Raw genomic sequence first — 20,759 nt, forward strand, 5'->3', positions numbered from 1 at the left:
ATCATCCACCTGGCACAGGGTCATCTGGAGTAAGCTTGAATAATAAAGAGGTTCCAAATGGCCTTTAAATCCAATACGTTTTCACAGTCGGTAACAGTCAACCCTGCGGCGCATTTTAAAACCCTTACTAAGCGCCAGTTTCCAGACGTGATGCCTCACCAAAAGGAAATGCTCGAAGAGTATGCTGCGCAATTTGAAGCGAAGCCCGATGTTGCACTTCAGCTTCCCACAGGGAGCGGCAAGACACTCGTGGGCCTCTTAGTCGCCGATTGGCGACGTATCAAATATGATGATCGGGCTGTCTATTTGTGTCCAACCCGGCAATTGGTGCGCCAAACAGTGCTGCAAGCTAGAAACCAATACGGCATTGATGTCGTAGATCTATCAGGGTCTAAAAACAGTTTTTCTCCCGCTGATCGTACCGCCTACATGACTGGCGCTAAGGTGGCTATTAGCACTTATTCAGGCCTGTTCAACAGTAATCCCTTTTTTGAGAATCCTGACCTCATTGTTATTGATGATGCCCATGCCGCTGAGAACTACATCGCAAAGATGTGGTCACTGGAAATTGAGGCAAATTCTCCGCTTCATACAGCACTTGCAGAGTATCTGAGGCCTTACCTCGACCCTCAAGACTATTCGCGATTGACAGGGGATTGGATGGGAGCAGCAGATGCTACCTGGGTAGAAAAGCTTCCAAGTCCGTTGGTAGCTGAAATATGTGAAGGATTCGCGAGTATCGTTGACGCTCATGTAGATAGTGACAATCCCAAACTGTACTACCCTTGGTCGCTTATTCGCAACCATTTGCATGCTTGCCATATTTATCTCGCCTCACGCGAAATTCTCATCCGCCCGCTTATACCTCCTGCTTCATCTCATGCGCCGTTTGAGAATGCTAAACAGCGCATCTACATGTCGGCCACTCTCGGAGCAGGCGGAGATTTGGAGCGGCTTACGGGCCGCAAGAGTATTGATCGGCTCCCAGCACCGGAAGGGTTTCAAAGTTCCGGTGTAGGCCGGCGCTTCTTCGTTTTCCCAAGCCTGTCTTTAACCGGCGATGAAACGGACACGCTACGCTTGGATATGCAAAAACGAGCTGGTCGTTCGGTTATTTTGACCCCGTCCACTCCTCAAGCAGAAGCCCACGCCGCGCGGATTACAAATAACTTTTCGGGCTGCGACATCTTCATGAAAGATGGAATTGAAGCTGATAAGGCACCGTTCGTCGAGAGTGATCAAGCTGTAGCAATTCTGGCCAATCGCTACGACGGTATTGATTTTCCGGGCGATGAATGCCGCTTGCTGTGTTTAGATGGTCTTCCTCGTGCGATGAATTCGCAAGAGCGTTTCATTATGTCTAAGATGGGGGCTGCAGCACTCTATAATGAACGCGTACAAACGCGTGTTCTTCAAGCGGCGGGCCGTTGTACTAGGGCGCTTCAAGATAGATCAACAGTTTTCATCACAGGAACTGAACTGGTTGATTTTTTGGCAGATAGCAGGCAGTGGAAATTTTTTCATCCCGAGCTGCAGGCCGAATTAGCATTTGGTGTTGATCAATCGACAAATGTAGAACCCGCCGACATATTGGAAAATTTCAATATGTTTATGGACAACAATTCCGATTGGGCGCACGCAGACCAGATGATCCGTACCGCTGTGGACACGTATCAACAAGCTCCTTTTCCCGCGATGGAAGAGCTAAGCGCTATAGTGAAGCATGAAGTCATCTTTCAGGAAGCATTGTGGAATAACGATGATGAGTCCGCTCTAGCGTCGGCGCGAACAATTCTTGGTGGCCTCAACCATCCAGATTTACGCGGATATCGGGCATTGTGGCACTATCTAGCTGGTTCGGCTGCATTACGCCTTTCCGAAGATGACGGAGATGGCCAAAGCAAAGCTGCGCAAGAGCAGTTCGAAAAGGCAAAAAAGGCTGCACCATCAGTTTCCTGGTTGAATACCTTGGCTCGTATTGTCAGCGCCCATGAGGACGGACCGGAAGATGATCAGCGACCAGAGACACTTAAGCAGGTTGAGCTACTAGAAAAGCAATTCTTAGCCTTGGGCACAGCTACAAATGCCAAATTCGAGAAAAGGGTTGCCAAGATTCAAAAAGAAATCTTGAGTCCTGAAACATTTGAAACGGCACAAGTTGATTTAGGTAAGCTATTAGGTTTTTCATCTGGAAATGACGAAAGCGACGCGGCTCCTGATCCCTGGTGGTTGGGCGAAAAAATTGGGGTCGTCTTTGAAGACCATGCAGACGGTAAAGAATCTACAGTTTTTGGAGCTACAAAAGCACGGCAGGCATCCAGTCACCCAAAATGGATCAAGAAGAATGTGCCAGGTACTGAGAACATGGAGATATTTCCCGTCCTCGTGACTCCGTGCACTCAAGCGAAAAGCGGCGCCGATCCTCAGCTTGATAATGTGCGCTACTGGGCCCTGAATGACTATGTTTTATGGGTTAGCAGAGCAGTCGCAGTGCTGCGTGAGCTTAAAGGCACGTTCCCAGGCGAGGGAGATCTCGTCTGGCGTGCAGAAGCAGAGCAAAAGCTTGAAGCGGAGTCCTTGACCCTAAACGCGCTGTTGGCAAACCTGCCAATGGCAACGAGTGCAATGAAAATTGTCGCCTGACGAGGGGGCAAGGTTCTCACAACTAATCAGGTGAACGTCCGCCACTTTAAGGGGGTTCAAGGGGCGCAATAGCCCTTTGATCAGGTTCAGCGAAGATACGCTGACGCTCCATCCAATCTGCGAAAGGTTGGTCTCAATGAAATTGACATGGGGTTCCAAGGGGAGAATGAAAGCTCCCTTTGGCGGGAATGAAACGCCCGGTCGTTTCGCTGACGCTTAGATGGCTCGATGCCTGGAACGCGTCAATAGCCGGGAGGGATGCAACGGGAGACGCGCAGCGGGTCTCCCTTGCCAAGATGTGCTGGTGTCTGCCAGCACACATCTTGCAGTCCGTGGCTTTTGCCACACATCTTGCATACCGTGTGAACCTCTTGTGAGCACACACCTCGCAGCCCGTGGCTTTTGCCACACATCTCGCAGTCCGTGTGAACCTCAAGTGAGCACACGACTTGCAGTCCGTCCTTTAGGATAGGAGCAACCTGTATTTTTAGGGACAGGTTATCCAGCTTTACTCAACGACTCTAATCCCAGAGAGGTTTGTTCCTTTGGAAAGGTTGGGGTGCTGGAATACCCTCTCGGATAATTCACGGACACCAGCGATCTCAGAAGCGGTACGAGGATCTTGAAGAACCATCTCGGCCTGAGATTCGCTTAAAATACCGCTGTTTTTAAGATTCTTTAGATAGCCAGATAGTTTATACAGCTTTACGTCCACTCGATCCTTTATCGCTTGGAACGCTACATAAGCGCATTGTGAGATTTTATGGCCTTCACTTGCCGCATTATTAATAAGTTCGTATGCTTCGAAGCCGGGTTCAAATCGTTGGTGCTTGGTTCGAATTAAGAACATTCCGAGATTGAAGCTAGCGTCAAGGCTTCCTGTATCTGAGGCTTTTCTCAACCAGTGAAGAGCTTGTTCAAGCGGCTTGTTTGATTCAAAATAGTTCAGCTCATATCCTACCCCTAATAGTAGCATTGAGCACGAGTTTCCGAGTTTCGCCGATCTTGTTAGAGCTTTCTCTGCCTCAGAAGCCGATATGATGTTGGAGTCTGCTGCAAGTTGCTTGAAGTAGATTAAGCCAAGGCAATAGTCTCCACACTGTTCACCAGCATCGCTAGCCTTGTGGCACAAGGTATAGGATTTCTGAAGGTTGGTGGATGATTGGTTTTCTAGTTCTATAAAGCCAAGGCCTGCGTATGCACTGTTTTGACCAAGAACTGAAGCTTTTTGAAAATATTCTTTGGCAAGAACGACGTTTTTTTCAAATACACTACCACTTAAAAGCGCCCATCCGTATGCAGTTGAAGCCTCTGCGCTACCGTGCCTGATCGCGGCTTCAAAGATTTTTTCGAGCCCATCAGGCCTGCTCTCCTTGGAACTAATGGCGGTCATTAAATCAGCAAAGACAAGATAAGTATATCCAAGACCTTCCTTTGAAGTTCCTTTTGAAATGAGTTCCAAAACCTTGTTCACGTTCTTTTTAACGCCAAAATTACCGCGTGCATATATTTCCGCAAGCGCGATTGCGGCATACCCATTTTTTTCCTCTACTGCACGATGAAGTAATGTTAATGCTTCCGTATATTTGTCATCATCTGGGTTTTCGTACAAATAGATGAGGGCCAGTTTGAGCATAGAATTGCGGTCGTTTTTGCTGACGCCTTTCTGGTAGAAATCTATAGCCTTATCGATATCTCTATCTACACCAAGGCCATTCTTATACATGTCAGCTACAAACGAATAGGCGTAGGAATATTCTTGGTCAGCGGCTTTTTTATACAGATCGAACGCAATTTTCGACGACTGCTCTACACCTTGTCCATGTTCATATAGCTTGCCCAGCTCTACTTGTCCTTTTGCACTTCCAGATTCTGCAGCCTTTTGTAACCAAATCAATGCGCTTTTATAGTCTGGTTCAGCCTGATCATTTCCTGCGATGTAGAAATTGGCGAGATCAATTTGTGCAGCTACGTATCCACCTTCTGCGGCCTTTTCGTACCACTCTTTTGCTTTCTTATAATTAGGAAATGCGCCATCGGAACGGTGCAAATTTTCGTACAATCGCGCTAGGTTATGCTGAGCGCGATGTAGGTTTTGATTTGCAGAGCGCTCATACCAGTCAAGAGCCTGACTGTAGTCTTGATCTACACCTAAGCCCTTCTCATACAAGTAGCCTAGGTCATTTTCCGCATTCGCATGGCCTTGCTTTGCTGCCAGATCATACCACTTAAATGCTTCTTTGTACGGATCCTCTACATATACTTTCTTGTAGTAATAGAGGTTTCCTAGATTGTATTGTGCTTGTGCTGATCCTTGATTGGCTGCTTTGAGATACCATTTCTCAGCGTTAGAAATGCTGGGGTTGGGAACTCCTTGCCCTGTCTCGTAAAGATAGCCAAGATCCAGTTGTGAGCCAGAATTTCCGCCGTTTGCTGCGAGCTTAAAAGCCTCGACAGCTTTCACGAGGTCTGGCGAACCACATTTGCCTTCTTTGTAATACCATCCAAGCCAATGAGCCGCTTCAATTTGACCTTTCTTAGCGGCCTGCTCTGTAAACTCAAGCCCGCGACAACGCTCTTCTTGGTCTTCATGCTCGTATAGCATTTTCCCAAGATAATGAGCTGCTCTTGAATGGCCTAGCGCGGCAGCTTTTGTCATCAAATTCTTATATTTCTCGGTGGATTTTTCTACCGCCAATCCGTCGCGGTGAAGAAGAGCTAACTGATATAACGCGTCTTTGTTGTTGTTTTCGCTCATCTCAACGAGACCTAAATCGATGGCGCTTTGTGCAGTAACTTTTGCAAATTCAGGGTTCTTTACGGTGCCAACGCCATGCAAGTAGGTTACTGCAAGTGCCGCCCGAGCAGGCGCATAGTCGTCGTCATTGGCTTCTAGAAGTGCTTCGAAATGCTTGTAATTTTCGTCTTTCGCGCGATGCAGTTTCGCTTGCTCGTAGGAAGCGCTTCCGACTACATTTACTTCAATTGGATTTTCTGGCTGGATGACATAGTTCTCATAGTAATAAAAGACTGCCAATATGACGGTTACAATCGCGACGGATATGAAAGATATAGGACGTACGAATTGATTTAGCTTTTGAATTCGAGCGTGATTTTTTCTGGTTCTGACTTGTCGAGGTTGATTGCCATCAATGAGGCTATTACCTTCTGACTTCGAGGTAGGAACATGCCTGCCAAATTTTTTCTCAAAGGTTTTTCCAAAGAAAGCCAGGTCAACTCTTTCAGCAGCTTCGTTCAGATTGTTGTCTTCGGAAATGTGTGCGGTGTAGTAAATAGCCAGAACAACTGACATATGCTGTGAAACACCATCCGGACCAATCTTGTCTAAGAAATTGGATTTGACTTTGGGGCCAGTTGAGAATGAAGCGCCAGACAACGTCCTTTTGACTTTCTCGTATCCAATGCTTTTTACGTCATTGGACAAGAACTCTTTCCAAGTTTCCTCTTTTAATTTTGAGATGTCGCTCGAGTATTTCTTTTCTACCGCGTCGCCAATTATCTCTTTGATGTAACTGCCCAGCTTGGTGGCTTTTGTTCCCCCAACATGTTCAAACTCATTTTCCAGCAGCGTTTCGAATTTTTCAAAACCATCCCGTTTATTGAGATGCAAGTCGTTAGCAATCATGAATCACCAAAAAAAAGACCACTTCCAGCAGGATGGGTAGTTTAGGATTACTTAGTCATACTTTCTAGCCTTGGATGGATGTTAAAGATGATTTTTCAGCTAGGAGTTGGATAATGGGGATGATTGTCGCTCGGGCTTTCAAAGTCAGAGTGGACGACTTCTCCTGTATGGATGTCACGGTTTATTGCTCCGAGGAATTCTCCATAACTGTACCAAAGCTCGCTATACACCACGCCTGTCTCTCGCCAAATTGATACATCAGCTGGGCCGTCATTTCTATTTCTTTGGCCGTGGTACCAATACTCGAGTTGTGTCTCGTCTTCGGTATGTCTTGTTACGGCTGGCAGGTTGCGTGGCCGATGAAGTTGCTCCTGCTCATCAAACCACTCTTCCTTAACCGGTTGGTCGGTCTCCATATCGATTTCGGTTACAACAAATGCCTTTTCTGTATAAGTCGATTTCATATATACAGAATATCAAAAATATTAAAAACATACAATCTTTCAATGATTTATCGAGTGATATCAGACCGATATTAGCAAGAAGTAAGCAGGTTGTCTGTCGATTTGGTGCTTTTTTTAATGCCAAGTTTGTTTCAGCGCACGGGTTAAGGAAATCGCCTCAGCCCACCCCACTTGGAATTCGATCGTTTTCCACTTTTTTGCAGGAAGTGGATACATGCAAAAGAAATCAACAATCGACGCTGCGAGCAATGGTAATAATCAAACACTCTCAACATGGAAGGACATTCTTGAAGCATCAGGGATTATCAATTTCGATCCCAAAACTGATCCCTGGGAGATTCTCCAGATGAAAATCGCAAAAGCAGGAGAAGTGTCTGGGGCACCCACCTCGCAGTTGCGCGACCCATATTTTGAAAGCGAATTGGCGTGCTTTTTTCGCGCATGGGAGCTATCAGCGATGAGGACATTACACTCAGCGATATCGATCATTTTGGATCATCACGCAAACGGTGGGGTGATCGCGACAGCCAAAGGCGAAGTTCTTGACATTGAGCGTATGGAAACCTTTGATAAGCCTTGTGTTTATAACATTCATGGTAATGTAGTTCTATTTGGTGAAGATTGTCCTTTATCGAATCTGGAGAATTCATTCACTAAATGCGCACGCCGCGCTATGAATAGGTTCTTCGAGAAGGCAAGCCAACCGAGTATTCATTGTATTGAAAACCGTCGTTTGTCTATGATTTTCTGGTTGGATATTGCTCGGAAAATTGTTTTGGAACGTTGCAAAACGGCTTTTGACGAAATTGTTTTGCCCTAGTGTTTGTAGGCGGCATCCCGAAGCGGGATGCCGTCTTCTTCGTTTCCGACTAAGATCGTTGCGAAAACAAACCGTCTGCAACAGGCTCGATGCATTCCCGCAATGCTCGGATGCGGTTTTCCAGCATTCCCAGTTCGGTCATGAGGTTGATGAGGCTGTCGATGACAGCGTCTTGTTCTGATTGGGTCATGTGGTTGCCCCCACTCTTCGTATAGCTCTGTCTAGTGTCATTCGGGAGACCCCAAGTCGCTTGGCTATGTCCTCGCGACAACGTCCAGTTTGGGTGATGGTGCGGGCAGCATCCATCGCTTGCTTTTTAGACAGGCTACGGGGACGGCCTAGTCTTGTTCCACGTTTACGAGCGGCGCGGAGCCCGGCGGCGGTATTTTCTGCGATTATCTGGCGCTGGAACTCGGCAACGGCGCTGAATAGATGGAACGTCAGTTGTCCCGCTGGTGTTGCCGTGTTGATCCCTTCTGATAGTGAGCAGAAATGGATGCCTTCTTTCTGGAACCGTACCAAAAGATCGGAGAGATGCAGGACTGAACGCCCGAGGCGGTCTAGTTTGTAGACCACCACCATGTCATCCCGTTTTAGCGTGGCGAGCATGTCGTCCAGACCGGGGCGTTTGGCTTTGGCTCCTGATATGCCGTGATCTTGAAATATCCGCGCGCAACCAACGGATTTGAGGCAGTCGATTTGGAGGTCGAGCCTTTGCTCCGGGGTTGAGACACGTGCATAGCCCATGAGCCGCCCGTGACATTTTGGCTCTGGTAAGAAAGTCATGGCAAAACTCCCTTTTCAAAAACGATCCTTTTTGAGTTCGGGAATCCGGTCACGCTTTGGCGGCTTTCAAATTTGAAAAATCCAGTTATTCCGCCGCTTTTCAGTTTTGCATAATTCATCTTTTGGCTGTACGATTTCTTTAACAAATTCCATCACTTATGAGAAAATCAAGCCTAGCACAGATTGCCGCAATCACTGCAATAGCTTTCGCTTCTTCCATGCCTACGTATGCGGCAAGTGAAAGCGTGAAAACAAAAGAGTTTTTAACTTACGATTATGCTTCGCAAGAGTATTTCATCAAACTCACCATCAATACCGCGACTGTGATTGCAACACAGATACGGCCAGATATGGCACAGTGCATTGCGAGTTGGTATGGTGACACACCTGCCGAAACTAAAAAGAAAGATGCAGAAATTCTGGCAACTATGAAACGTTTGCCAGAGACTTATCCAAGTGCTGTGCTTATAGCAATTCTGCAAAAGCACTGTGGCAAGTTTGGAAAATAACTAAACAGGTGGCAAAACGGTGATAGCGGCCAAAACTTGAGGTGAGGAGTCGACATGATGGCTAACATCATGCTTGGAGATGGCATCTACCCCATGGTCCAGCTCTTCCAACTCTTTCGTAATTTCTTTGGCTTCGTCACGGAGAGCGTCAACTTTATCTTGGTCAGGCGGATTGTCTTCATCATGCAATTCGTTGTCTATATCGCCAAGGCGCAAACTTAAGCGACTTCCTTCATTGGCAAATTCTTGCATTTTGTCCATGCGGCGCAATTGCTCTTCGCGCAATTCCAAGGAAGGTCTGTCCGTCCAGTCGATACCATCAACGATCGCTTGATCCACGAGTTCCCCGTCCTCGGTATAGACCTCTCCGCGTTCGTTCATAAAGGCTTTCTTGCCATTAGGCAGGGTCACTGCCTGTTCTAGCGTTTCATCGATTTCCTGTTGTAGTTTTTCGATGACTGCATCAACTTTATCCAGAAATGCCCCGGCCTTAATCTGCGCCCCGCGAATATCCCGCTCCGCCACTTCAAATGCGTGAGCATATTCCGCACTAATCAACACCATATCCATGGCGCTAAGGCCATTCTTGCCCTTGCGCTCACCATCAACAATCTCGCGCACTTCGGGACTAAGGAACCGCGCCATGCGACCAACATTCGTACCGCGCAGCTCATGATTATGGTCATCCATATTCTGCTGCCGAGCACGATTATTCTGCGCATTTGTTATGATGTTGAATTCGTCCCTATGTTCCACTAGTTCCCCAAAATCCACCTAAGTTTCAGTCCCTTAGATTATACCAAATTTTGGATATTAAAGTCAAAAAATACTCATACAGGTGGTTTCTGGTTTTGCTGAACAGACCTCTATCAAGCATGTCGCCCGAGATGCGCCCGGTCCTGACCCGAAGGCCTTGTCTGAAGCCGATATCTGAAAAGAGCCAATCGGCAAATTCTTTCAATTGAGACAAGGACAGAACCATGTCGAAGAAAGGTTCCTACGGCGATCACGGATTGACGCCGGATGTTGAAGCGAAGCTGAAAGGCTTCGTTTTGGATGAGCTCAAAACATATGTAATGACGGCGCTTCTGCTGAAAGATGATGAAGTTGCCAGAACCCATCTGATTCAAAGCGTTCAATCAGCATTCAATGCGGCTTTTGGCGGTGTTTTGGCCTCTCTTAAAAGCCAGGTCGCGAGAAAAGAAAAACAAGTTCAATCCGCTCAGGCCGAGCTTGAAGAGGTTAAGGCCGAGCTTCGTACAACCAGCAAGCAGACCGCTTCTTGGCGCGGCAATCAGGGCAGAGACGAAGCCGATATGATCGAGGCTGAGTTCTGCGAATGGCAGAGCCGCCATAGGGTTGAAGCCACCATTCTGTTGATCGTTACCATGATGGCGGCTGTAGCCTCTTTCATTACGGCCTATACTAATCTGGTTGGCAGCGGTGTTGTCGTTTTTCTCGACAATCCGTTGTTACCTGCTTCCATGGCGGCTTTGGCTCCTCTTTGCGGATTTGCCATCAAGTCAGTACATGGCTTCCTTAGAAGCGGCTGGCAGACGAGAAGCTACATCTTCTCGCTTGTATCAGCGATGCTTGTTTCTGTTTGTCTCTGGATCGTGCTTTACGCAGGCTCCTACCACGGACTGAGCCCCAACGCCTTAAGTGGCGGCTTCCTTGACGATGCATCTTGGTGGGACGGCGTTCGCGATACGATTTTCATTATTGTCTCGCTCAGCACCGAAATCCTGATAAGTGCCGTGTTTGCCTTGCGCCTGACGATTATCGCGGGTCGCTATTCACCGGATTATTTCCGTCCCAATCAAGACTTTATCGATCTCGAGAAACGCGAATCTGCACTGGAGAAGCACCTTTTGAAACTCGAAGACGAGCTTGACGATTTGATCGCAGAACACTGCAGACTCGAAGCCGAACTTGAGGGCTATATCAACACAGCATTGCTGATGTTTGAAGGCCGTCGTGGTCAACCAACCCCATCCATCCTTTAATCACGGAGAGACATTATGAAACGCTCAACAATCGCCTTTGCGTTGGTCGTTGCCACCGCTCTTTCAACTCCCTCTCTTGCTCGGGATATGGTGTTTGGCTTCTCATCCCAGCAGACGCCAGAGGTTCTGAAGAAGCAGGCGGAACAAGCAATCGCTCATATGCTAGGTCATCTTGAACCCAATGAGACGGCTCGCTTTTTTGATGCAAGCAAGGTCAAGCTGGTCGCCACCTTCAAGGCACCGGAGGGCAAACATGCCAAGATTCCAAAGGTGTTTTTGAATGCCAATCCAAAGGCACTGGCTGGTTTGAAGAAGTTTATCAAGAGTGCTGAGGCTGTTCCCGGTCGTGTTAGTGGTGTTGATATGCCTGCCATGTTTGCTACCCTGCGCCAGAATTATCAGACCGAGGATGGTGCTGACTTGATTATTCTGGGCTCTCCCATCCATGATGATCCTAAAGCACCATCCCTATCAATGATTGGAGGTCGTGTGCCGAATGACGGCCACATTGCCGCCAATGTGAGTGAGAGTCCCTATGGAACATCAGGGCTTTCCGGCTCGCTGAAAGGCTATGATGTCTATATCGGCTTTGATGGATTTGACTGGGTGGTTTCTAATGCCCATCGCTATCAAGTGAAGCGTTTTTGGTCTTTGAGTGTTGAGGCGCATGGCGGTTCGTTGGCATATTTTGGTGATGACCTTGCCACATTGTTTGAGACGGCTGGAACGGACGTGCCAGATATCAAGCATAGCCAACCGTTGGAGGCAACGGATAAGAAGGAGATGCTTTTGTTCGAGCGCGATACGGGCAAGATTGCGCAAGTTTATGACGCGCGTCCAGAACCACACCCTGCGCCTGAGCCAGTTTGGCGTCGTGCAGTTAATCCGCGCATCGGTGTAAGCTGGACGGCCCCTAAAGCTGATCTCGATCTGTTTGTTCGGCCTACACCATCATCGCCAGTGATCTATTTTGGGCAGGCCAGCACGGAGGAAGGCCAGCTTTACAAGGATTTCCGCAATAGCCCGGTCAATGGCTTTGAAACTGTGGCTCTGAATGGCACTTATGATCTCAGCGACACGTTACTGGCGATCAACCTCTATGGCGGCAAAGTGCCTGTTGGTGGCGTTAGCGGAGAAATCCGCATTGCCATCGATGATGAGGTCTGGGCGAAGTCCTTCACCATTGCCGCCAAGCAAGGCAACAAGGGCAAGGGTGCAGAGAGTGTTATGCGTGATGGTCAAGTGCCGAACAAGGCATGGATCATCATCAAACCAACAGACATTTTGACCGGGAAATAGCCCAAACCCGGCCCGATCATCACCCTCCTGAGATATCGAAAAATCCCAAGCTGAACAGGCGCTTCGCATAACGCGGAGCGCCTTTTTGCGAAAGGATACGATATGCAGAAACAATCGCCTTCTGATCGTCCGGGATTGATCGGTTCGACCATATTGTCTGCCGGGTTTGCCTATGGCGCTTATTACTTCTGGCCGGGAACCTATTCTCCTGACTGGATGAAACTGCTTGCTGGAGCGTTAGCGCTTGGCGCGGCGGCGCATGGCATGCATGCCTTCTCTGTTGGCTTGGGTTTTCTTCGGGAGTTTGCCCGTTATTATCGTGCCATTAGCGATGGGTCATCTCATGGCACATCTGCCTTTCTGACTGAAAAGGACGCACGACGGGCTGGGCTCCATATACGCAAGCCCGGTAGCCGCTTTGGTGGCGTGATCGGCAATACAGCAATCTGGCTCACAACTCAGACCCACATGATGGTGATCGGGCCTGCCGGGTCTTCTAAAAGCTCGACGGTTTATATGAATGAACTGGCTGGCAATGATCAAAGTGCTGTTGTTGTTGATATCAAGCGGGAATTCTACGAGACCACCGCAGAATTACGTCGCAAGAAGTTCAAGCACCGCGTCATGGTGCTTGATCCAATGAGTAAGGATACCCATTGTCTCAATCCTCTCGACTATATTTTTGAATTCTTTGAGGCCGACGATCCGGCGGCTTTGTCATTGGCAAGAGGTCTCGCACTTCAACTCTATCCTGAGCCAGCCGAGGAAGGAGCGAATAAATTCTTCCGCGATGGTACGCGCCTGATGATTGTCATATTGGTATTGGGAGTGGTTGCCGTATGCCCGGCAGAGCATCGGAACCTGACCACGGTTTATCGAGCCCTGACCAATGAGGCTTTCCTCAATGAGCTTTTGATGCAGGCTGGGCGTTCATCCAAATTCAAGGGCGAGATTGCCCAGATGTCTGACGATTTGCACCGCATGGCTTTTGGCGAGGATGGTTCTGCTAAGACATTTGAGCAATTCCGTATCGGGGCGATGCAAGCTTTGGAAGCCTTTGGTCCAGGAAATTACCTATCCAATATCACGTCCAAGACCAGTTTCTCTTTTGCTGATCTGAAGAAAGAGAAGATTACGGTTTATCTGACCGTTGACTTTGCCAACAAGGATGTGCTGGGCAAATGGGCTGGCCTGATGCTCTGGATTGCCTCCGATCAGCTTGTCAGGGCGAACAACAACATTCCTGTCGTGATCTACCATGATGAATGCTGTAACAGCCCACTACATTCGTTGCCAACCATTCTGACTCTTTTGCGATCTTACGGGGTCAAGTGGTTGGGTGGCACGCAAGACCTTGAAGATTTTAAAAGAGTTTATGGAAATGCCGCTTATGAGACCATCCTGTCCGAGACAGATATCAAGGTTTTCCTAGGCGGAATCAGGTCGCCATCGACTTTGGAGTTCTTGACCAAATATCTGGGTGATATCACCACGGGGAGTGCGAGTTTTGCGTTCAATGATGATGGGGTGAAGGAAAGCGTCAGTCATACCGCGAGAGCCTTGCTTAAGCCTGATGAAATCCGTCGCATGCGCAAGGATGCCCAACTGATTTTTTATGGCAACTTCAAGCCCATTCTGGCGCGGAAGGTTCAGGTGTTTTCCATCCAGCCATGGCGCATGGAATTGGCTCCCAACAGTATGTATGGCGGCAAACGCTATTTGAAACCCATCGAAGTGATTGTCATGCGGCGCAAAAGCAAGGTGACGCGTCGCGGTCGGTTCCCTCTGCCACGGGTTCGCAAATGGCCGTTGCTTGCGAGCTATTTTGCCTCGCACTTGTCAAAGACAGCATTGATTTTGACTTCCGCCCTCATTGCAACCGGACTTGTCCTGGGAACGCCCCATCTGCGGCTGAAATATAGCTTTTATGGAAGTTACTCAAATCCGGGGCCGAAGTTTAATTGCCACTATATCGGCCTTGAGCGATTCACGCTGGATGGGCCGAATTGCCCCTTCATTGTGTTCCGAAAACTCAAATAGCCATTCGAGGAGAGCAAGATGGACGATCCAAGAGAAACCCGCCTGATCCATACGCGTGATGGCGTCGCCCGCATCCCGCGCTCGCAACAGGGAACGCCCTTGCGTGATTACTTCCAGAACACCGAACTGCCTGAGAATTTAGAACAGGCACATGTGTTCCACTCTGCCAATGGCCCAGTTTTAGCAACGCCTGATCCGGTGCCTTGGCAGGAAATGCATGACAAGAAGGTGCAGGACTATGCTGATAGAATTAAAAATCAGATTGATGAGAAAGGTTATTATAGCAAAACGCTTTCTCAATATGCAGATCGCTTGGCGGATCAAACTGGTTATCCGAAAGATGAAATGAAGGCAATGATTGTCGCCAAATTTGATGAGACCTACAGCCATGATCCGTTTGACTATCTACAACAGGTTCGAGCTGATCAGGGTTTGCCCGTTAGAGAGCGTGACAACACGCCATCGCGTGAACAAGACCCTGAAATGTAATTTCCACTCACAGCGCCCATCCGCATCATGCGGGTGGGCATTCCTCTATCAGGAGCCAGAATTCCCATGGACGAGAACAAGCTTGACATTGCTACCCGCGAAGAGCTGGATCAGCTAATCGCGGATCGGGAAAAGGACCCCCCTATACCGGAATATAACTACCCCAAACCATCTTGGATTGAAGATTCCGGCGATACAGATCGAGCTTGGATGCGCATGCGTGAGCGTCGCATTAATCATCTCGAAAAACGCCTCGACAACGCATCGCGCACCATGCGCCATGACTTTGAAAATCAACAAGAAATCGAATGAAATTTGCGTGGAGCTTGGCAAAAACGATAAACTAAAGCCATGTTTGACTATTTGATTGAAAGAGAAAGAGAAGAAATGTTCCGCACGTCGGCTCGAAGCCTAGACTTTCCCGATGGTGTAACGCGAAAATTGGAAACCTACCGACTTGTCTGGCGCTGGTATGACCGGGCGTTGGAATACGAATATGCTCCATCCAAGGAATGGCTCCTAAACACCGTCTTGCGATGTGCTGATCATGAGGGCATTTCCGTTGATGATGCCCTCGGCACAGTCCTTGATTACGTCATCCGCCGCGATGAGCATCAGTATGGCATGGACTATACCGATGACAATCTGGAGCTGCTCGTTGCCAAACAGGGGATGGAGCGGTTTAGGAGCCGAAAGGCGGATCGACATGGTTAGCCAATCACAGAGTGAACTAAGCAGTCGTTCGTTCTATTTGCAGCAAATTGGTAAAGTGAGCCCTAAGTGACTGATGCTGCAATCCGTAGCAAAGTCAGCTTTTAGGGTGCACCTAAATGAAACGAAGGTTGACTTTTTGCGGCCTACCAGTTGTGGTAGGCGACAATCCCTGACCCTGTCCTGATGTTGGAAGTCGAAAAATGCCGATTTGCGCGTTTTGCCAAAAAGATCGTGAGCTATGTGCGTCTCATTCAATTCCCGATGGGTTTTTCAAAGCCATTTCAAGGCGAAACAACGGACAGCTTATCAGCATACCAGAAGGCGATGGTAAGATCGGGCTAAGTCAAAACACCGGCAAGGCAAAGTTGCTCTGTCGGGAATGCGAAACTCACTTCAACAAAAACTTCGATAGTCCACTCACCAATGCCTTCAAGGCGTGGGACAAGCAAGTTAAGGCCAACGGCCTCGGCGTCAGGTATGACTTTTCGCCAAATCATCTTGCCCAGTGTATTGCGTCGGTTTGCTGGCGGGCGAGCGTGACCGGCAATAGTATGTATGCGAATGCAAGGGTTAGCATGCGCGACAGAGCGCGGCTCTTGGCCCTCCTGTTAGGCGACCGGGGCGATACGCTGAAATCCTGTTCTTGCTCCATCACGAGGCTCTACGATAAACGCCCGCCGAATGACGGGGGATTCTCACAGGAGATTGTCTCAGACATTATCCTGCCCGTGAATGCTTACCGGATCAGCAAGAAGGGCAAGAAGCCCGGAAACCATTTCGCGTTCGCATTGCTGGTGCAGGGCTTCTTGTGTCACCTCATGATACCCCGCCTTCCACATGTGCTTCGCGTCGGCCCCGCGTTCCTTAAGCCTTCAAAGACTTCGCTGCATGCGCCGCCACAGTATTTTGGGGACTACAAGCCTCTGATGAACCTGATGGTTGCAGGCTTGGGAAAGCATCTTGAAGGACAGTCTACGTTGAAGGACTGATTGTGGAGAAGGGAACGCTTCATCTGATTGCCCGTTTCGCAAAAGGCGACATTGGCGCAGCGGCCGCGAATTGCTGCTAAGTCCGCGCAGTGTTAGTTCCCTTAATGTCTTCTGAATGTCAGCAATGGATTATGAAAGTTAGATCAAGGTCCTGGCTCTTGGTCTAGCCATATGTAGGTTTCAGCTTGTTTGTATGACCGAACGGTGCGCCTTCGGCTCGATTTGTTGATTGGATTCTCCAGTGCTTCAATCAAACGATCCCGATCAGAGCGCAAATCCTGAATCAACCCCATGGCCTGTTGGCGGAGTTTTGTCCTTTGATCGTCAATGATCTTTCGCTCTTTGAGTTGATCGTCAATAAGCTGCTGACGCTGGGCGCGGTCACGTTGCAAGGCTTCGTAGGCTTCTTGGGTGTTCTGCTCTTTGATTTTCCTGTTGTGACCAGATATCAGCTGCCAGAAACCAGACCATCCAGTTTTAAAGCGGGAGGCGCGGGTCTGGCTTTCCTGCTTACAGCGTTCTGCCTGACCTTTATCAAGAGCGGCGCGCTCATCGCGGTGTTTCTGGATAAGGTTCTTACGCTCATTGTCCAGCTTCGCGCGTTGGTTTGATAGCTGACCTCGTGCTTCGCCAGCCATGGCTGAGAATTGGCGGTGGAGATTCTGAATGTGAAGCTGCCTTGCATCATCAACGCTACGAAACTGATCGGTTTCGCCCAAGCGTTCCCTTACGACTTTGGCTTTCAATCCTGTGGCTCTGGATACGGCGAGTATCTCGCCATCGTGACAAACAATGACATGGCTGTTGCGGCGGTCGCCTTTAGCGAGAAGATAGCCATGGTCTTGTAAGGCTGCTTCGAAGCTTGCTTTGTCGGTGCTCGCTGCCCAGCATTGCTGGATCAGTTTCTTCTGGTCGATGGCGTTTTTGCCTCGCCGTTTGGCGGCCTGCCATTCTGCTAAAGTCACATTGGTCAGTGATTTGAGTGATCGGTCACGCAAGCCTTGCGGCATTGTCCATTGATGCTCGAAGAAAAGATCGCGGCTGAGATTTTGCAGCTTGTTTTTGAAGTGAGGCAGATTTTTAGCTGTCATGGTCTCTGCATCAATGCGTGACCAGACCACATGAGCATGACGGCGGCCTTCCTTCTCATGGAAGACCATGACGCGGGGCTGGCCTTCGAGCCCTTGTGCTTCGGCTATTCGGTTTGCGGCTTCCTCGAACATCTCCAGTGTGACACTGGCATCATCCGGTGGGTTCAGCGATACGGAGAAATATGGCTGTTTACAACGCGTGCCCTTGGCTATGTTTTCGATTTCCATGAAAGCGCCTGTCACATCATCTGACAGGAACCCGCTAACTTCATGGACTTCGACAAAGTCATTGTCTGCGTCATTCAACAAATGCTGGGCGAGCTTCCTACCATGGCTGCGCTGTGAGCCTTTGAGGATCATTGACCTGAACCTCCCAAAGTTCGCACCAGTAATTGATGGATTCTGGCAAGAAGGTCACGGCATTCACGCAAGAGCATAATGGCTTCGTCGTCGGCAGGATGAAGACCATCGTCAATTTGCTTTTCGGCTTGCTTGAAGGCTTTGACAAGCTTGTGTTGTCCAAGCAAAGCTAGGATTTGCGCAAGAGATTTGTGATCGGCCACGGGTGCAGCTTTGTAGCCCTTGCGCTGCTTTGCTGCCTTCTCCAATACCAGTTCACGAACAAAAGCGCTTGTTGGTTTATTCCCCGCCTTTGCCATCACCAAGGCATATTCGTCCGGCTTGAGCCGGATCGTGATGCGATGGTCGGGCGTTTTTGACATGGTGGGGTAACAGGGCTCCAAATACAAAAAACCCGCCGCTCATAATGAGGGCGGGTGAAATTGATAATGATGGTGTTGTGAAATCAGCTTGGGGTGAAATCGGGAGGATCATCGGCGGAATAGGTTGCATCCTCAGGTAATTCAGGCAGGGAACTCAAAAGTTCTTCCCATGTCCCCAATTCTCTGAAAATATCGTCCATAAGGTTCGGATTATCTCGCAAGAGGTCCGCCATTTCCTGCTACCCATTTGATTCCCCTATACAATCTAGACCTCATGCGCTGCATGCTACAAATTTTGATACAAAGCTTGTTTCAAAATGAGTGTCGCTATGCAGATGGCAAAGCTAGGTAAGAACATCGATTTTTATCGCGGGCAGTATCGCGCAAGGGTAACCGTGCCGGACCGGCTAAGGCCTTTTATTGTCAAGCCTGACGGCACACCCCGCACCACATTGCATAAGCGCTTGGGCACGGACCCGAGGCAAGCCAAGAAGCGCTCTTATGCCATTCTCGCAAGCTGCTGTGATTCTTTTGGACGAAGCAAAATCCCTGCGCGAGAATGCATGAAAAAGAGACGCGAGGCTATCCTTGACGACTTCTCTTGCAATGTGGTGGTTTGGAAGTTGTGCACCATCATGAAGGTTCATGATGTCACCGACGCCCTCAATCTAGCCCCGGTTGACGTCTACTCCGGACGAGGACAGGCCATTCTGAAAAATGGGAAAGAATTAAGCAGAAGACAATCCAACCGCGCCGCTTGCAACATCAATCACAAGCAGCTTAAATCGCAAACACTGATGAGCAGAAGCCTCAAGCCATAACCACCAACATCAGTGCTAAATCATTCGAAAACAGAAAGGATCTGCTGAAATGCCGGATGTGGAGGTTCCTCGTGAGAGGCGAAGACCGAAGGCAGGCCATCATGTATCGATTGGTAGCGCGTAGAGCCATCGATATCGGCGCTCTGTCTGGGCGGTTTATCTGATTTCATAGGTCATGAGTGGGCCGCCTCGGACAACAATCAAAAAAATAGTGTGTCCGAGGATCTGAAGGACGCAGGATTGAAGCTACTGTGGCAAGGAAATGAAGCATGTCCCCTACACCTAACCTCTGGATTGGTACGAGCTGGAAGATGAACAAGACGTTGGCTGAGGCAGTCGCCTTTGCCAATCATCTGAAGGCCGCCGAGCCAGTGCGGGATCCTCGCATCCAGAGGTTTGTTGTGCCACCCTTTACGATGGTACGCGAAGTAAAGGCTTTATTGGCCAATAGCTCAGTCAAAGTTGGTGCACAGAATATGCATTGGGAGGAGGCTGGAGCCTGGACGGGCGAGATCTCTCCACTGATGTTGACCGATTGCAATCTTGACCTGGTTGAACTGGGCCATTCGGAGCGGCGCAAATTCTTTGGCGAAACCAATGAGACAGTCGGATTGAAAACCAAAGCTGCCATAAGTCATGGATTGACACCGCTGATCTGCATCGGGGAAACTCTTGAACAGAAAGAAGCTGGACACGCGCGCGATATTCTTGAGGAGCAGGTCCGTGGGGCGCTCGGCAAGCTGTCATATGAACAGAAATCTACGACAATTCTGTTCGCCTATGAACCTGTCTGGGCAATCGGCGAAAAAGGAGTGCCTGCAAACTCGGACTATGCCAATGCGCGACATGCAGAGATCCTTGCCGTTGCCAACGAAGTGTTGGGGCATCGCCCGCTGTGCCTTTATGGCGGTTCAGTGAACCTTGGCAATTGTGAGGACTTCATCTCTTGCCAGAACATAGATGGATTATTCATCGGTCGCTCTGCCTGGAATGCAGAAGGCTATCTCAACATTTTGGCGAAATGCTCTTCAGTCCTTGACGCGGTTGCAAGTTGAGATAGCCGAAGCCCGCTTTTGGTTACCTTCGATGAGCTCGGTTTGAATAACCTTCTTTTCGGTGTCGTTTTGATGCGGCCACAGTTGGAGTGTCGGGCGCGTTCTCTGCATTGAGGCAAAGTAGTAGAAGTCGTGCCGTTGGACTATGAAGAGCCGCAAGGGGGTCCAAGCGGAAGGAGTAATGCGCGACTTATGAGTGATATTGCTTAGGGGTGTTTGAAGGGTGTAATTGCGGCTTGTTTGGCAGTTTGCTTATGAATGGCAGAAATCTGGGCTTTTTTGTTTGTGGTGGATTTTTGTGGTTGGGATCTTGGATTGTGGATTTCTCTAAGCTGTTGAATTTATTTATATATTTATGTTTATCCCGATGGGTGGGGATATATGTCATAAAAATGTATTTTAGTGTTTGACTCTGATTGGGGTGGGGTCTATAAACCGATCCATCGACAGCGGCGGCGCTGCTGGCGGCGGGGCGGTTCGCCCCAAAATTTGGGACTTGGCTGATTAAGAATGTTGGCTTTGAGTTCTAAGAAAAGGCATTTTGCTTTTTGATCTTTGACAATATGGAATGACTAAAGAGAAACGTGGACGGCTTGGTCTTGAGGTCCTTATGGACCGAATGAGACAAAGAGCTCGTTACGTTTTTAGAAGCTTGATTGGTGGTC

At 48.8% G+C, this 20,759-nt stretch carries 19 protein-coding genes; 12 read left to right on the plus strand and 7 right to left on the minus strand.

What is annotated here, in order from left to right; genetic code table 11:
* The first annotated feature begins 57 nt into the window (after window positions 1-57).
* Complete coding sequence (locus tag BM258_RS12315; RefSeq protein ID WP_090072632.1) at window positions 58-2,643, plus strand: DEAD/DEAH box helicase; 2,586 nt, start codon at window positions 58-60, stop codon at window positions 2,641-2,643.
* Window positions 2,644-3,151: 508 nt separating this feature from the next.
* Here BM258_RS12315 and BM258_RS12325 read toward each other — a convergent pair.
* Window positions 3,152-6,289 carry a tetratricopeptide repeat protein gene (locus BM258_RS12325; protein WP_090072641.1) on the minus strand — a complete coding sequence of 1,046 codons (3,138 nt, stop codon included), beginning with the start codon at window positions 6,287-6,289 and terminating at the stop codon, window positions 3,152-3,154.
* A gap of 95 nt (window positions 6,290-6,384) precedes the next feature.
* Window positions 6,385-6,753, minus strand: coding sequence for a hypothetical protein (locus BM258_RS12330; protein ID WP_139229261.1), 369 nt, complete (start codon window positions 6,751-6,753; stop codon window positions 6,385-6,387).
* A gap of 214 nt (window positions 6,754-6,967) precedes the next feature.
* Between BM258_RS12330 and BM258_RS12335 the strand changes: the two genes are divergently transcribed.
* Window positions 6,968-7,573, plus strand: a complete 606-nt coding sequence (locus BM258_RS12335) for a hypothetical protein (RefSeq protein ID WP_090072644.1) — start codon at window positions 6,968-6,970, stop codon at window positions 7,571-7,573.
* A gap of 49 nt (window positions 7,574-7,622) precedes the next feature.
* Here the strand turns inward: BM258_RS12335 and BM258_RS24475 are convergent, their stop codons facing one another.
* Both BM258_RS24475 and BM258_RS12340 read right to left on the minus strand, forming a co-directional pair.
* Window positions 7,623-7,763, minus strand: a complete 141-nt coding sequence (locus BM258_RS24475) for a hypothetical protein (protein ID WP_175528049.1) — start codon at window positions 7,761-7,763, stop codon at window positions 7,623-7,625.
* Window positions 7,760-8,359 carry a recombinase family protein gene (locus tag BM258_RS12340; RefSeq protein ID WP_090072646.1) on the minus strand — a complete coding sequence of 200 codons (600 nt, stop codon included), beginning with the start codon at window positions 8,357-8,359 and terminating at the stop codon, window positions 7,760-7,762. The genes BM258_RS24475 and BM258_RS12340 overlap by 4 nt, the downstream gene beginning before the upstream one ends.
* 158 nt (window positions 8,360-8,517) lie before the next feature.
* On the opposite strand from BM258_RS12340, the gene BM258_RS12345 reads away from it, so the two are divergent.
* Window positions 8,518-8,868 (plus strand): hypothetical protein, encoded by a 351-nt coding sequence (locus BM258_RS12345; RefSeq protein WP_090072648.1) that lies wholly within the window; start codon window positions 8,518-8,520, stop codon window positions 8,866-8,868.
* Here the strand turns inward: BM258_RS12345 and BM258_RS12350 are convergent, their stop codons facing one another.
* Window positions 8,869-9,642 carry a hypothetical protein gene (locus BM258_RS12350; RefSeq protein ID WP_139229262.1) on the minus strand — a complete coding sequence of 258 codons (774 nt, stop codon included), beginning with the start codon at window positions 9,640-9,642 and terminating at the stop codon, window positions 8,869-8,871.
* A gap of 206 nt (window positions 9,643-9,848) precedes the next feature.
* Here BM258_RS12350 and BM258_RS12355 point away from each other — a divergent pair, with 206 nt between their 5' ends.
* The 7 genes from BM258_RS12355 (at window position 9,849) to BM258_RS12385 (ending at window position 16,405) form a co-directional block, all read left to right on the plus strand.
* On the plus strand, window positions 9,849-10,874 hold the full coding sequence (locus BM258_RS12355) for a hypothetical protein (protein ID WP_090072651.1): 1,026 nt from the start codon (window positions 9,849-9,851) through the stop codon (window positions 10,872-10,874).
* A gap of 15 nt (window positions 10,875-10,889) precedes the next feature.
* Window positions 10,890-12,173: a hypothetical protein gene (locus BM258_RS12360; RefSeq protein ID WP_090072652.1), complete on the plus strand. Its 1,284-nt coding sequence runs from the start codon at window positions 10,890-10,892 to the stop codon at window positions 12,171-12,173.
* Window positions 12,174-12,275: 102 nt separating this feature from the next.
* Window positions 12,276-14,213 (plus strand): type IV secretory system conjugative DNA transfer family protein, encoded by a 1,938-nt coding sequence (locus BM258_RS12365; RefSeq protein WP_090072655.1) that lies wholly within the window; start codon window positions 12,276-12,278, stop codon window positions 14,211-14,213.
* Between the two features lie 18 nt (window positions 14,214-14,231).
* Window positions 14,232-14,702: a hypothetical protein gene (locus BM258_RS12370; protein ID WP_090072657.1), complete on the plus strand. Its 471-nt coding sequence runs from the start codon at window positions 14,232-14,234 to the stop codon at window positions 14,700-14,702.
* 66 nt (window positions 14,703-14,768) lie between these two features.
* Window positions 14,769-15,014 (plus strand): hypothetical protein, encoded by a 246-nt coding sequence (locus BM258_RS12375; RefSeq protein WP_090072658.1) that lies wholly within the window; start codon window positions 14,769-14,771, stop codon window positions 15,012-15,014.
* 75 nt (window positions 15,015-15,089) lie between these two features.
* Entirely contained in the window at window positions 15,090-15,416 is a 327-nt protein-coding gene (locus BM258_RS12380) for a hypothetical protein (RefSeq protein WP_139229263.1), read from the plus strand.
* A gap of 200 nt (window positions 15,417-15,616) precedes the next feature.
* A complete protein-coding gene (locus BM258_RS12385) occupies window positions 15,617-16,405 on the plus strand; it encodes a hypothetical protein (RefSeq protein WP_090072662.1) in 789 nt (262 codons plus the stop codon).
* 143 nt (window positions 16,406-16,548) lie between these two features.
* Here the strand turns inward: BM258_RS12385 and BM258_RS12390 are convergent, their stop codons facing one another.
* Together BM258_RS12390 and BM258_RS12395 are read right to left on the minus strand one after the other, a co-directional pair.
* Complete coding sequence (locus tag BM258_RS12390) at window positions 16,549-17,856, minus strand: relaxase/mobilization nuclease domain-containing protein (RefSeq protein WP_090072664.1); 1,308 nt, start codon at window positions 17,854-17,856, stop codon at window positions 16,549-16,551.
* Window positions 17,853-18,218 (minus strand): hypothetical protein, encoded by a 366-nt coding sequence (locus BM258_RS12395; protein ID WP_090072665.1) that lies wholly within the window; start codon window positions 18,216-18,218, stop codon window positions 17,853-17,855. The genes BM258_RS12390 and BM258_RS12395 overlap by 4 nt, the downstream gene beginning before the upstream one ends.
* A 563-nt stretch (window positions 18,219-18,781) precedes the next feature.
* On the opposite strand from BM258_RS12395, the gene BM258_RS24285 reads away from it, so the two are divergent.
* Together BM258_RS24285 and BM258_RS12405 are read left to right on the plus strand one after the other, a co-directional pair.
* A complete protein-coding gene (locus BM258_RS24285) occupies window positions 18,782-19,039 on the plus strand; it encodes a hypothetical protein (RefSeq protein ID WP_139229264.1) in 258 nt (85 codons plus the stop codon).
* Between the two features lie 269 nt (window positions 19,040-19,308).
* On the plus strand, window positions 19,309-20,094 hold the full coding sequence (locus tag BM258_RS12405) for a triose-phosphate isomerase (protein WP_090072668.1): 786 nt from the start codon (window positions 19,309-19,311) through the stop codon (window positions 20,092-20,094).
* Window positions 20,095-20,759: the final 665 nt, after the last annotated feature.

The organism is Cohaesibacter marisflavi (assembly GCF_900115225.1).
In the GTDB taxonomy this organism is placed as follows: domain Bacteria; phylum Pseudomonadota; class Alphaproteobacteria; order Rhizobiales; family Cohaesibacteraceae; genus Cohaesibacter; species Cohaesibacter marisflavi.

Coding starts and splice junctions, on each gene's coding strand:
- BM258_RS12315 (WP_090072632.1), top strand. CDS start 58: ATGGCCTTTAAATCCAATACGTTTTCACAGTCGGTAACAGTCAACCCT.
- BM258_RS12325 (WP_090072641.1), bottom strand. CDS start 6,289: ATGATTGCTAACGACTTGCATCTCAATAAACGGGATGGTTTTGAAAAA.
- BM258_RS12330 (WP_139229261.1), bottom strand. CDS start 6,753: ATGAAATCGACTTATACAGAAAAGGCATTTGTTGTAACCGAAATCGAT.
- BM258_RS12335 (WP_090072644.1), top strand. CDS start 6,968: ATGCAAAAGAAATCAACAATCGACGCTGCGAGCAATGGTAATAATCAA.
- BM258_RS24475 (WP_175528049.1), bottom strand. CDS start 7,763: ATGACCCAATCAGAACAAGACGCTGTCATCGACAGCCTCATCAACCTC.
- BM258_RS12340 (WP_090072646.1), bottom strand. CDS start 8,359: ATGACTTTCTTACCAGAGCCAAAATGTCACGGGCGGCTCATGGGCTAT.
- BM258_RS12345 (WP_090072648.1), top strand. CDS start 8,518: ATGAGAAAATCAAGCCTAGCACAGATTGCCGCAATCACTGCAATAGCT.
- BM258_RS12355 (WP_090072651.1), top strand. CDS start 9,849: ATGTCGAAGAAAGGTTCCTACGGCGATCACGGATTGACGCCGGATGTT.
- BM258_RS12360 (WP_090072652.1), top strand. CDS start 10,890: ATGAAACGCTCAACAATCGCCTTTGCGTTGGTCGTTGCCACCGCTCTT.
- BM258_RS12365 (WP_090072655.1), top strand. CDS start 12,276: ATGCAGAAACAATCGCCTTCTGATCGTCCGGGATTGATCGGTTCGACC.
- BM258_RS12370 (WP_090072657.1), top strand. CDS start 14,232: ATGGACGATCCAAGAGAAACCCGCCTGATCCATACGCGTGATGGCGTC.
- BM258_RS12375 (WP_090072658.1), top strand. CDS start 14,769: ATGGACGAGAACAAGCTTGACATTGCTACCCGCGAAGAGCTGGATCAG.
- BM258_RS12380 (WP_139229263.1), top strand. CDS start 15,090: ATGTTCCGCACGTCGGCTCGAAGCCTAGACTTTCCCGATGGTGTAACG.
- BM258_RS12385 (WP_090072662.1), top strand. CDS start 15,617: ATGCCGATTTGCGCGTTTTGCCAAAAAGATCGTGAGCTATGTGCGTCT.
- BM258_RS12390 (WP_090072664.1), bottom strand. CDS start 17,856: ATGATCCTCAAAGGCTCACAGCGCAGCCATGGTAGGAAGCTCGCCCAG.
- BM258_RS12395 (WP_090072665.1), bottom strand. CDS start 18,218: ATGTCAAAAACGCCCGACCATCGCATCACGATCCGGCTCAAGCCGGAC.
- BM258_RS24285 (WP_139229264.1), top strand. CDS start 18,782: ATGAAAAAGAGACGCGAGGCTATCCTTGACGACTTCTCTTGCAATGTG.
- BM258_RS12405 (WP_090072668.1), top strand. CDS start 19,309: ATGTCCCCTACACCTAACCTCTGGATTGGTACGAGCTGGAAGATGAAC.